This window comes from Oscillibacter sp. PC13 (assembly GCF_900115635.1).
GTDB lineage: Bacteria > Bacillota > Clostridia > Oscillospirales > Oscillospiraceae > Oscillibacter.
This window is the reverse complement of the sequence record NZ_FOXE01000002.1, coordinates 17,627-30,194: the sequence shown is the minus strand read 5'-3', so window position 1 is coordinate 30,194 and position 12,568 is coordinate 17,627. Positions and strand designations below refer to the sequence as shown.

10 protein-coding genes are annotated in these 12,568 nt (G+C 53.7%); 9 read left to right on the top strand and 1 reads right to left on the bottom strand.

Annotated features, from left to right (window positions below; genetic code table 11):
* Positions 1-32 precede the first annotated feature (32 nt).
* From BMZ81_RS13840 to BMZ81_RS01095, 6 genes are all read left to right on the top strand, one after another.
* Positions 33-4,013, top strand: a complete 3,981-nt coding sequence (locus BMZ81_RS13840; RefSeq protein WP_143072718.1) for a Spy0128 family protein — start codon at positions 33-35, stop codon at positions 4,011-4,013.
* 135 nt (positions 4,014-4,148) lie between these two features.
* Positions 4,149-5,204 (top strand): class B sortase, encoded by a 1,056-nt coding sequence (gene srtB / locus BMZ81_RS01115; RefSeq protein ID WP_143072717.1) that lies wholly within the window; start codon positions 4,149-4,151, stop codon positions 5,202-5,204.
* Positions 5,205-5,312: 108 nt separating this feature from the next.
* Complete coding sequence (locus BMZ81_RS01110) at positions 5,313-6,317, top strand: biotin--[acetyl-CoA-carboxylase] ligase (protein ID WP_091127762.1); 1,005 nt, start codon at positions 5,313-5,315, stop codon at positions 6,315-6,317.
* Between the two features lie 21 nt (positions 6,318-6,338).
* A complete protein-coding gene (locus BMZ81_RS01105) occupies positions 6,339-6,881 on the top strand; it encodes a chromate transporter (RefSeq protein ID WP_091127761.1) in 543 nt (180 codons plus the stop codon).
* Complete coding sequence (locus tag BMZ81_RS01100; RefSeq protein WP_091127760.1) at positions 6,878-7,492, top strand: chromate transporter; 615 nt, start codon at positions 6,878-6,880, stop codon at positions 7,490-7,492. The genes BMZ81_RS01105 and BMZ81_RS01100 overlap by 4 nt, the downstream gene beginning before the upstream one ends.
* Before the next feature lie 11 nt (positions 7,493-7,503).
* Positions 7,504-7,989 carry a prolyl-tRNA synthetase associated domain-containing protein gene (locus BMZ81_RS01095; RefSeq protein ID WP_091127759.1) on the top strand — a complete coding sequence of 162 codons (486 nt, stop codon included), beginning with the start codon at positions 7,504-7,506 and terminating at the stop codon, positions 7,987-7,989.
* A 79-nt stretch (positions 7,990-8,068) separates the two neighbouring features.
* Here BMZ81_RS01095 and udk read toward each other — a convergent pair whose 3' ends face one another.
* Positions 8,069-8,686: a uridine kinase gene (udk, locus tag BMZ81_RS01090; protein ID WP_091127758.1), complete on the bottom strand. Its 618-nt coding sequence runs from the start codon at positions 8,684-8,686 to the stop codon at positions 8,069-8,071.
* A 207-nt stretch (positions 8,687-8,893) separates the two neighbouring features.
* Between udk and BMZ81_RS01085 the strand changes: the two genes are divergently transcribed.
* The 3 genes from BMZ81_RS01085 (at position 8,894) to BMZ81_RS01075 (ending at position 12,507) form a co-directional block, all read left to right on the top strand.
* On the top strand, positions 8,894-9,847 hold the full coding sequence (locus BMZ81_RS01085; protein ID WP_091127757.1) for an Ig-like domain-containing protein: 954 nt from the start codon (positions 8,894-8,896) through the stop codon (positions 9,845-9,847).
* Between the two features lie 118 nt (positions 9,848-9,965).
* Positions 9,966-11,717 carry an ABC transporter ATP-binding protein gene (locus BMZ81_RS01080; protein WP_091127756.1) on the top strand — a complete coding sequence of 584 codons (1,752 nt, stop codon included), beginning with the start codon at positions 9,966-9,968 and terminating at the stop codon, positions 11,715-11,717.
* A complete protein-coding gene (locus tag BMZ81_RS01075) occupies positions 11,710-12,507 on the top strand; it encodes a YlmH family RNA-binding protein (RefSeq protein WP_091127755.1) in 798 nt (265 codons plus the stop codon). Before BMZ81_RS01080 ends, BMZ81_RS01075 begins: the two co-directional genes overlap by 8 nt.
* The last annotated feature ends 61 nt before the right edge of the window (positions 12,508-12,568 follow it).

Genomic DNA, 12,568 nt, shown 5'->3' with positions numbered 1-12,568 from the left:
TTCGATTTTCCAAACTTGAAGGGGAGAACGAAATGATGGCAAACTTGAAGAAAAGAGTAATGTCCCTTGGGATGGCTCTGGTCCTGACCTTGAGCCTGCTTCCGGTAAACGCACTGGCAAAGGATGGAGACGGCGATATCACGGAAATTTCCCGCGGAACACGGGAACTTATGACGGGCGAGACAACAGAACTGTCCTTGATAACGGAGGAGGACGGTTACTGGGAGAGCAGCGACGAGCGTGTAGCGCTGGTTGATGCAGACGGCGTGGTAACGGCCATTGGCGCTGGTGAAGCACAGGTTCGCTATGTATACGAAGTGGCGGAAGAACAGCCCATGCCTGTGCCGCAGCCTGCTCCTGAGGTAATTCCCGAGGTGGAGGTTCCTGAGAATGGCTTGCAGCCGGATGTAGAGGAGACCCCAGACGTAGAGGAGACCCCAGACGTGGAGGAGACTCCCGATGTGGAGGAGACTCCCGATGTAGAGGAGACTCCCGATGTAGAGGAGACTCCCGATGTAGAGGAGACTCCCGACGTGGAGGAGACTCCCGATGTGGAGGAGACTCCCGACGTGGAGGAGACTCCTGATGTGGAGGAGACTCCCGATGTGGAGGAGACCCCCGAGGGGGGAACCATGGAGAGCATCCAGACGGAAAATGATATGGCCCCGGGCACTTATGCGGAGGCCTGGACGGTTCAGGTAGTGGAGCCCGAGACAGAGCTCAAGGGCGAGAAGACCTATGGGGATGTGACTGCGGTCGTGAATGCTCCTGTGGAGGCATTCCCTGTCGGCACGACACTTGAAATTACACCGGTTACCAGCCGCAGACTGGATCATGTGGCAGAGGCCGTTGGAACGGACGCGGCAGAGGAGCTGGTGGCATTCGACATTACCTTCCGCGATGGGGACGGCAATGAAGTGCAGCCCTATGAGGGGTATCAGGTTTCCGTGGTATTCCAGCTGGCAGAGGACAGCACCCTGGCGGCGGCCGAGGACGAGGCGCTGCAGGTTTACCATGTGGAAGAGGATGAAGACGAGACTTTGACGGCTACGCCGGTAGACGTGACCGTTACCGGGAACGATGGCGGCAAGGAAGTGGAAGTCCAGGCGGAGAGCTTCTCCATCTATGTGGTGGTGAAGGCACCCGCAAATATTGAGCAGAGCAGCCACTATATCGCAAAACTGGATGAAACCGTAAACTTGCATGGTACAATGGGCAGTCCCATCAAGGATCACACATGGACGGTTACCCAGGGGGCGGAGTATTGTGAGAACAATGCTGCTACATTGAAACATAACCGAGACATCGTGATTACTACGGAAAAGGCCGGCGAGGCGCTTTCCGTGCCCGGCACCACAATTCAAATTGAAGTTCAGCATGATTATCAAGTGCTGGAAGGCTTCCACTATGAAGACAGAAGCGAATCCTTCGAAATTACGGTCATTGGCGCATATCTGGTGACCAGCGACCTGTACCATCTGGCACTGACTGCTGAAACCAAGACAGAAGAGACCAATGGAGATCTGGTGGTGGAGCCGGATGAAAACGGCGCCTGCACGGTGCAGCTGGAACTGGTGAATGAAACTGTTCCCGAGAAGTGGGAGACCTTTAGTAAAGATTATTACAAGCTGCCCGCTGAAATCAGCGTGACGGGCGATAATGGAAGCGCTCTTTCCTATGACTACGATTCTTCCACCGGCGTCATCACAGTAAAGAATGCCACTGGCCCCATCCATATCACGGCCATTGCTGATATTGACGAGAGCAAATTTGATGCGGCACACACAGTTACCGTAACGGCGGGAAGCGAGCCCCGAAAGATTGAAAACGTCCCCAAGGGTAGCAGCCAGGAGTGGTACCTGGATCATCCCGATGCCCAAAATGACACAAACAACCCCTATTTCGGCGGCAAGGGCCATACGTATGTCTCCGGCATGGTGGATGTGTATGAGTATGACGAGGACTGCTCTGGAACTTGGGACAGTGAAGTTGCCGTTTCCGCTGCGCAGGCCGCTGTGGGCAAGTCCTTTGTGCTGATGTATAATCGGGTACTCGGTTTCAGCAGAGAGTACTACCTTATCAAGGTTGCAGCTCCTGAATATACACTGACCCTGAACGCCAACAACGACGCAGCTCCGGTTCCCACCGCGACGCAGAAGATTACCCAGGGTACATCTGCTGCCATCATGTCCATTGCCAGCATTCAAGAGAAGGACGCCTCCTTTGCAAAGGACGGTTATGTGTTCAGCGGCTGGAATACCCAGGCGGATGGCAAAGGCAAGAGCTATGCCGACGGTGCAGTGTACACCATGACCACGGCAGGCGCCACACTGTATGCCCAGTGGACGCAGACGGTTGAGGCCTGCTATTTTGTCCGTACTACGAAAAACATCATTCCCATGGAGAATGGGTATACACAGTATTCTCCTGATTTCTATGTGCCGGGCCATGGCGTTCTGAACGGCAAGGTGAAAGGTCCCATCGCCGGCACCGGTATCTACGTGGACGCCACCAAGGACGGCATCAGTGATATCTCCGGCACTACCGGGGAAAAGCTGAAGGATACCTTTACGGCGGTTTATGATGTAATTTTGGAAGAGCCTGCTGCAGATGAACTGAAGTCCGCAATCCCTTCGTTCGATCCGGAAACCCAGGGTGTTCTGTGGTATGTTGTAAAGTACGGCGGCGGCTGCAAGCATGACCATGTTCATGTAGACGGCGTCATTTATGACCTGAGTGCAAGCTTCTATACCCTGACGTATCACGCCAATACCACTGCTGCCGTAGAGAATATGCCAAAGGGCAGCGCATTCCCGGAGGGTACGGAAGTGGATGTGCTGTTTGGCGCGACCCGCAGCGGCTACCGGTTTATGGGATGGGACAAGGATGCAGATGCCGATCCCAATGGAACAATTGACTACCCCGCAGGCACAGCGGCAAAAATTGTGATGGATACGGATCAGGATCTCTACGCCATCTGGAAAGCTGTTCCCGTAATCGCCCCGGAAGCCGGCTTTACGAAGTCTGTGGACAAGGCCAGCGCACACACCGGAGACGATCTGACCTACACCATTACGGTTTCCAACACCGGTGAAGCAGATGCGGAAGATCTGACGGTTACCGATGCACTGAATGCCCACCTGACCTTTGTCAGCGCAGACAATGGCGGCAGCTATCAAGAGGAGACGCATACGGTTTCCTGGACGGTGGATGTGCCTGCCGGCGAATCGGTTTCTTTGCATCTGAAGGCCACAGTTGCAGCGGATACAGCAGTGGGCACGGTAATCGGAAATACCGCTGTCATGGGCGGCACCTCCACCAAGGAAGTTACCACGACTGTAGTGGCACCCGACAGTGTGATCATCGGCGGCCAAAAGACGGTAAACAATACCGGCAACCGTTCTACTCCGACTGTGACCTTTACGTTTGAATTGAAGGACAGCAGCGGGGCGGTGATTGACACCGCATCCCGCCGCGGCGCAGGCCAGTTTGCCTTTGATGAAATTTCCTACACGGTGCCTGGAACCTATACCTATACGGTCAATGAGCGGCAGGATAATACCAGCGATGACTGGAGTTATGACGCCTCCGAACATACTGTGACGGTGGAAGTGACGGCACAGAACGGCGTGCTGAGCGCAGTGATTACCTCTGATGCGGTTGAATTTACTAACGAGTACTCCGGCAGCAAGAAGGAGGAAGGAGGGAAGCAGGATCCGGACACTGGAAATGATGATGACGAGGGCTATGGCCCTAACGAGGGACCCCACACCGTGATCACGGATCCTGAGACCCCCACTACGGATACACCGATTCTCCCGGCAATCCCCGCACAGCCTGAGCAGCCCATGGAGACGCTGGAGGAACCAAAGGTGCCCCTGGCTGAAAAGACCGCTGATCCTGCCAAGACCGGCGATACCTCTGCAGCTTGGATTCTGGCTGCCGCGGCGTCCGGCATTGGACTGGTATGGATGTCTATTTCCGGAAAGAAGCGGAAAGAGGAGAACCTTTAATGGAACAGCCAGCCGTATCATGGACAGCTGAAAACGGGGGCCCGGGCAATCTGCCCGGGCCCTTGCCTTTCACTGAAAAGATGTCTATAATAGCCACATGAGACGAAATCTGTTGCCCGGGAGGAGAGGATACCCGTGAGAGGAAAATTGCGGATGGCCGCCATGATTCTGCTTGGTCTGGTGTTTGCGGGCAGCATTGGGATGCTGCTTTACCGAAATGCGGAATATAAAGAGGGGGAAGAAGCCTATGCAGAGGCGGAGACCCTGGTACAGCTCCCGGATTTGACGGACTTACCTGCCCCGGTGGTGGAGACGGAGTCTCCAGAGAATGGCACGGAGCAGGCTGTCTACGTGGACCCCTATGCAGATGCGCTGCGAAATATGGATTTTACTGCCCTGCGGGAGGTTAACAGCGACGTACTGGGATGGATTACCATTCCCGGCACTGCCGTCTCCTATCCGCTGCTGCAGGGAACAGATAATCAGTATTACCTGAAGCATACCTGGAAAAAGTGGTCCAGCGCTGTGGGGGCTATTTTTCTGGAGTGCCAGAACAGCCGGGATATGAGCGACTTCAACACTGTGGTCTACGGTCACCGGATGAACAACGGGTCCATGTTTGCGTCTTTAAAATACTATAAAAAGCAAAGTTACTGGTCCGCCCACCCTTATGTATACATCACAAATGACTATGGCAGCCACCGGTATGAGATTTTTGCGGCTTACGAGGTCTCTACTGCCGGAAAGACGTATCAGATTGGCTTTTCAGGCGATGAGACGAAACAGGTATTTCTGGGCTACTGCATGGAGCAGTCCGTAATTGACACGGGTATCACACCCACGGTTCACGACAAAATTCTGACGCTGTCTACCTGCACTGGAAACGGCCATTCCACCCGCTGGGTGGTGCAGGCCATGCTGAAGGGTGGGGCTCCCTCCGATGCCGCAGAAGAAGCGGAGCAGTCAGGCGAGGATGGCACAACGCCGGCGGTGGAACCCGCCCAAGCGCCTGCAGCCGCTGCGGAAGAAATTCCTGCTTCCGGGGAAGAATCCGCACAGAAAGATAATGTCCCCGCAGACGAAGAAGAGCCTGTGGAAAATGAGGCGGAGGAGGGCGGAGAAATGGAATCGGCGCCATCTGCGGAAAATGGGGACGCCTCTTCTGCTGACGAAGAGACGAATACCGACTGAAACTCACCGCGGGGAGATATCTCCCCGCGGTGGCCTTTTTGAAAAACGTTTACAATTTTGAGAAAAGGTGGTACACTCGACGGTGTTATCAAAAAGGAGGGAATATCCATGAGCAGACGGGCGGTCTTGAAATTTTTGCGTGCCCATGAGGGAACGTATCTCTCTGGTGAGGAATTGAGCCGAAATCTTGGCTTAAGCCGCACCGCTGTCTGGAAGGCTGTGGATGCTTTGCGGAAAGAGGGATACACCATCGAGGCCCGCACAGGATTGGGATATTGCCTGCGTGGAACACCAGATATCTTGACAGAGCCGGAAATCCGCAGCTTTTTGGGAGAGACTTACGTGGTGGGACGAAAGCTTGTCTGCCTGGATGAAGTGGATTCCACGAATACGTATGCAAAACAGGTTGCCATGGCTGGGGCACCAGATGGAACAGTGGTAACCGCGAATGCCCAGACGGCGGGGCGGGGACGGATGGACCGCACCTTCCAGTCTCCACGGGATAAGGGAATTTACCTGACTGCCTTGCTGCGGCCGGCATTGCCGCCGGAAAAGCTGCTGCCGGTGACGGCATTGGCGGGCGTGGCGGTTTGCAACGCGGTAGAAAGAGTCTGCGGAGCGAAGATTGGGCTGAAATGGCCCAATGACCCGGTGCTGGAAAACCGAAAGCTCTGCGGAATTCTAACAGAGATGTCTCTGGAGGCGGAGACAGGGCGGCTGCAATACGTGGTGGTAGGCATCGGTGTGAATGTGCTGCAGGAAGCGGAAGATTTCCCGCCGGAGGTGCGGGAGGTGGCAACGTCCCTGTACCAGTCTCTTGGTACCGCTGCTTCCAGACCTGCACTGACCGCGGCCCTGATTGAAGAATTGGATCGGCTATATACTGCCCTGGCAGCCGGGGACACGACGGCGTACCTTACCGCTTACCGGGCCCGGTGTGTAAACTTGGGCAGGCCCGTGCAGATGTTGACCTCGGCCGGAGGGCGGGAGGTGGCTGAGGCAGTGGGGATTGATGATCAGTTCGGACTGGTGGTACGCATGGCGGATGGACGGGAAAAAACCGTCCGTTCCGGTGAGGTATCTGTCAGGGGATTATACGGCTATGTGGAATAATTGAAACAGGAGTGGTTCCGTTTGAAAGAATTGTGGGAGTTGTTTTGGACCTTTGCCAAAATGGGAGTGATGATGTTTGGCGGCGGTATGGCGATGCTGCCAATCCTCCAGCGGGAGGTCGTAGATCACAAGCATTGGGCCACAGAAGAGGAACTGGTGGACTACTACGCCATCGGCCAGTGCACACCGGGCATCATTTCGGTGAACACATCAACTTTTATTGGACAAAAACAAAAGGGTGTGCTTGGCGGCATTGTGGCCACACTGGGCTTGGTATTTCCGTCTCTGGTCATTATTTCCATTCTGGCAGGGCTGATTACAAATTTTTCCCATCTTGTCTGGGTGCAGAATGCCTTTGCCGGAATTCAGGTGTGCGTTTGCGTACTGATCTTTAACGCGGTAATGAAGCTGCTGAAAAAATCTGTGGTGGATAAGCGCACAGCCGCCATCTTCCTCCTGGTTTTGGCCGGAGGCGTGTTTTTGAATATCTCACCGGTGTGGTTTGTCATTTCCGCAGCCCTGCTGGGAGTCCTGTTGAAGAATCTGGAGGTGAGGGAAACATGACGATTTTCCTGCGCCTGTTTTATGAGTTTTTTAAAACCGGCCTTTTTGCTGTAGGCGGCGGCATGGCGACATTGCCCTTTTTGAAGGATATTGGAGAATCCACCGGCTGGTACACCTATACGGATCTGATGAATATGCTGGCGGTATCGGAGTCGACACCCGGCCCCATCGGCATCAATATGGCCACCTATGTGGGATTTACGGTAGCAGGGGTTCCCGGGGCCATCATTGCCACCCTCGGCGAAGTAACACCTTCCATCATCGTGATTTTGATCATTGCGGTGATGCTGAAAAAGTTCCGGGACAACAAGTATGTGGACCGCGCTTTTTACGGTCTGCGTCCCGCCTCCACAGGGCTGATTGGGGCTGCTTGTGTAACGGTGATTTTGGAAGTGCTGACTTATGTGACCGTTTTGAAGCCGGAGGCCGGAGGCCTGCTGAATCGGTTTTCTCTGAATGGAGCGGGAATTTTTAATTGGCAGGGACTGTTGCTGGCGGCGATTTTGCTGGTGTTTACCAACTGGGTAAAGCCTACGAAGAATCTGCATCCCATTTTATTCATCGGTATTTCTGCCGTGGTGGGAATTGCATTTCACTTCGGCGGCGTGTGAGGAAGACTGCCTTGCTGACAAAACAGGAATTGTATACGCTGCTGGATAGACAGAGAATTGCATATGAAGTGGTGGAGCATCCAGCGGTTTATACGATGGAAGAGATGGATGCACTGAATCTGCCGGGGCCGGACAGGGTTTTAAAAAACTTGTTTCTCCGGGACGACAAAAGACGTAATTATTACCTGGTATCCCTGCCGGGCTGGAAGCAGCTGGACCTAAAAACACTGCGGCAGCGTCTTTCCAGCCGTCCGCTGAGCTTTGCAAAGCCAGAGGAGTTGGAGGGAATGCTGCACCTGAAGCCGGGACATGTGACACCGCTGGCGGTGCTGAATGATGAAAGCCAAAGCGTCACCGTGGTATTCGAGACTTCCCTTATCGGAGAAACTGTTGGGGTGCATCCACTGGAGAATACCGCTACCGTATTTTTGGCGGCAAATGATTTGATAGAGATGATCCGGGCCCATGGAAACCCGGTTATACAATGCGAATTATAAAGAGAGGGTGTGTCTGTGAAAAATTCACAGGCACACCCCTTTTTTCTATATTAAATGTAATGAACGGATATCGCAAGCGCTAATTTTCATCGATGTGATGCTGGATGCGCTGTATCATCATGTCCAGCGCCACCAGATTGTGGCCGCCCTCCAACACCACGATGTCGGCGTACTTCCGAGAGGGCTCCACATACCGCTCATGCATGGGCTTTACAGTAGTGAGGTACTGGGCTACCACAGACTGGAGAGTTCGTCCCCGTTCCTCTACATCCCGCAGGGCACGGCGCAGAATCCGTTCGTCCGCATCGGTTTCTACAAAAATCTTAATGTCAAACAGATCGCGCAGAGTGGGATTTTGAAAGATGAGAATCCCCTCTACAATAATAACCTTTGTGGGGAAAACTTCCACAGTTTCATCTGTGCGGTTATGATCAACGAAGGAATACACCGGACACTGGATGGAGCGGCCCTCCCTCAGGGCGCACAAATGCTGAATCAAAAGATCCGTGTCAAAGGCATTGGGATGGTCGTAGTTTACGTGGGATCGCTCTTCATACGTCTTACCAACCTGACGCTTGTAATAGCTGTCATGTCCGATGACCGTCACATCGTTTCCAAAATGATTCTTGAGGTGGCGGGTCAGGGTGGTTTTTCCAGATCCGGTACCTCCGGCAATGCCGATGAAAATTGTATTCATGCTGCAAAATCTCCCCAATTTCGCGTTTTTGAAACAAAAGCGCCGCAATATTCGTCTTTATTATAAAAAAGCATGTTGCGAAATGCAAGCAAAAGCACTTGGAAAGTGTGAATTTCCCAAAAATTCGCGTATGCGGGCTTGACGGACTTGTGAAAAGCCGATATTATGTAAAGTATAGAACGCTGTATATCCGTGAGGAGGGGCCATATGTCTATGAAGCGCTGTCCCGTTTGTGGGGAGAAGTATTCAGATACATATAAAAACTGTCCATTCTGTGAAGAAGAGGCTGCGCTGCGTCAAGGAGATCAGATCCGCCGGGGCGGCCGCGGCGGGAAGCGGGCGGCAGCCGGGCCGAATCTGCTGAGTCCCATGCTGGTTGTACTCATTCTTTTAATGGGATGTCTGTTGGTATATCTGCTGTTTGGCGATCAGATTGCGGAAAAGCTGGGCTTGGGACAGAGTAGAAATACACTACAAACGGAAGATGTGACGCCCTCTGACAATAACAATACGGACGACGGTTCCGGCAGCGATGACAGCAATGATGGAACGATGCCCAGCGACGGTGATGTGGAAGTACCGGACAATTCTGGGGAGACGAACCAGCCGGATGACACTCAGAATGTGGATCTCACCTCCCTGCCGGAGACGCTGACCATGAATTACCTGGGAAGCCCCAGAACAGAGTTTACCATGGCAGTGGGGGATGATCCCATTCCCCTGACAGCCTCCGGCGGCAATGGGAACTATGTGTGGAGCAGCAGTGACGAAGGTGTGGCTTCTGTAAGTGACGATGGAAAGGTGACGGCCATTTCCGTGGGGCGAGCCACACTCACTGTCCAGGATGGCACCGGGAAGGGTGTTTGCACAGTGTTGGTGAAGGCTGGAGCCGATGGCCGGACGATGGCGGCTGGCACTGAGACAAGCGGTTCCGGCGGCGAGCATAAACTGAACCGGGAAGATATGACCCTGGCGGTGGGAGAGAAGTTTCAGCTGAAGCTCAGCGGTATTACCACGGCGCTCTCCTGGACCAGCGCGGACTCTGGTGTGGCCGCTGTCTCCAGCGATGGCACGGTTACCGGCATCGCCCCTGGAAAGACAACCATCACGGTTTCCTGGGATGGAGCCTCGAAAAGTTGCATTGTTTATGTGAAACGGTGAACATATACGCTGAATATCCCCGAATGCGCAGGCATTCGGGGATATTTCATTGCATAGCGGCAAAAATTATGATATCATTTATACTCGTATGAATATGTAAACTTACAAGGAGAGCGTCATGACGACCCACCAATTTCAGGAAAAATCTGATTTTCAAATTTTTATTTCTTATTTCCTACCCCACCGAAAGCTGTTTCTGTTGGACATGTTCTGTGCACTGCTGATTGCGCTGATTGACTTGGCATTTCCGTTTGTCTCCCGATGGTGTATGTATCAGCTGCTGCCGGAGAATGCTTACCGGACCTTTTTCGCCGTTATGACAGTCGTGGTTGCCGCATTTGCCCTGCGGGCCGCCCTGCAGTTTGTAATCTGCTATTGGGGGCATACCTTTGGCATACTGGTGGAGGCGGATATCCGCCGGGATCTGTTCCGCCACATGCAGGAGCTGAGCTTTGATTACTACGATCGAAACCGGACAGGCCAACTGATGAGCAGGCTCACGGCTGATCTCTTTGATATCACAGAACTGGCTCACCATGGACCGGAGGATATTTTCATTTCCGGTGTCACCATTGTGGGCTCCCTGTGTATGATGTTCAGCATTCAATGGCGGCTGGCACTGGTGATTGCGGCAATCCTGCCGGTTTTTTTCATTGTCATCTGGCGATGCCGCCGCTCTATGAGCGAGGCATCCGCCCGGGTCAAGCAGCGGACAGCCACTATCAACGCCGATATTGAGTCTGGCCTTTCTGGCATTCGGACAGCCAAGGCTTTTGCTAACGAGGAGGCAGAGCTGGAGAAGTTCGATGTCTCCAATGACAGCTTTAAAACCTCCAAACGCCAATTTCATAAAGCTATGGGGCGCTTCAATGCCGCCATGGAGTTTTTTCTGACGATTCTGTCGGCGGCAGTCATCGCTGCCGGAGGTTGGCTTATTATGCGGGGACAGCTGAACACGGTGGATCTCATTACCTTTAGTCTATATATTACCACATTCATAAACCCTGTGCGGAAGCTCTCTACCTTTGCGGAGTTATTTGCCAACGGTACCGCGGGGCTGCACCGTTTTGTGGAATTGATGCGCGAGGAGCCTGCGATGCGGGACGCGCCGGATGCCAAAGCGCTTCAACGGGTGGAGGGGCGCATTGATGTAAATCATGTCAGCTTTTCCTATGAGGATGATACCCCGGTGCTGCAGGATGTGAACCTCCATATTCAACCTGGGGAGACAATTGCTGTAGTCGGGCCTTCTGGCGGGGGGAAAACAACATTATGTCAACTGATTCCGCGCTTTTATGATGTGACGGAGGGCGCCGTGTGCCTTGATGGACAAGACGTACGGCAGGTTACGCAGGAATCCTTGCGGCAGAATGTGGGCGTGGTGCAGCAGGAAGTGTTCCTGTTTGCCGCCAGCATTTTGGAAAATATCCGTTACGGGAAGCCTGGCGCATCGGAGGAAGAGGTGGTCCGTGCCGCCAGGATGGCGGAAATCTATGATGACATCATGGCTATGCCGGAGGGCTTTGATACCTATGTGGGAGAGCGGGGAGCCCTGCTCTCCGGCGGACAAAAGCAGCGGATTTCCATTGCCCGCATTTTCCTGAAAAATCCCCCGGTTTTGATCCTGGATGAGGCAACATCTGCCCTTGACAGTGTGACAGAGGCGAAACTGCAGGCAACGTTTGAAAAACTCTCTCGGGGGCGTACGACGATGATCATTGCCCACCGCCTCTCCACAGTCCGCAATGCGGACCGGATTGCGGTCATTCACGGAGGACATATTGTGGAACTTGGAATCCATACGGAACTGATGGCGAAGAACGGCCCCTATGCAGAACTGGTTCGGACGCAGGAGTTGCAGCATGGATAAGAGTAAGCTTTTGGATCGGGTAAGCGGTGATCGCGAGGATCGCCTGCTGCTGGCAAAGGTTTTGGATCGAGCGGAGCAAACAAGAAACCGCAGCATTCCCACCTATACGGATTTCCTGAGCCCGCAGCAGCAGATGCTGGCTGTGGATCTGCTGCGCTTGGCAGGTATCGGAGAAACGTCCTATACTGTTTTGGGCGGCTATGGCGGAGCGGAGCGAAATATTTTGCTGTTTTTACCCGAATGGATGGAGGCGGCAGATGCACAGACCCAGAGTCCCATCCGGCTGCTGCGGGCATCATTTCGACCCGAATTTCACTTGACCCACCGGGATTTTTTGGGCAGCCTTATGGGAATGGGAATTGTCCGGGAGAAGGTTGGTGACATTCTGGTGGGCAAGGAACACTGTGACTTGGCGGTTTTGGACACGGTGGCAGAGTTTTTACTGCAGAACTGGGACAGTGCGGGCCGGGCAAAGCTGCAGGTTGCTGCCATTGAACCGGTGGAACTGCAGGTTCCGGAGGCGGCCTGTGAGATGATTCGGGACACGGTGTCCTCCCTGCGGCTGGATGCGGTGGTATCCACGGGCTTTAAAATGGCACGGGGGAAAGCCGTGGCCCTGATTGAGAGCGGTAAGGTGCAGGTGAACTGGCGGGAGTGCACAAAGCCGGACAAGCTGGTGGAGGCGGAGACTGTTGTCTCTGCCAGAGGACTTGGGAAGTTTGAATTAACTGAAGTGGGAGGAGTTACCCGGAAGGGGCGCATTTCCATTGTGGTAAAACGGTATATTTAGACAAAAACGGATGCTGAAGGACGGCCTTGAACAAATGGCCGGGTATGCTGCACAAGCATAC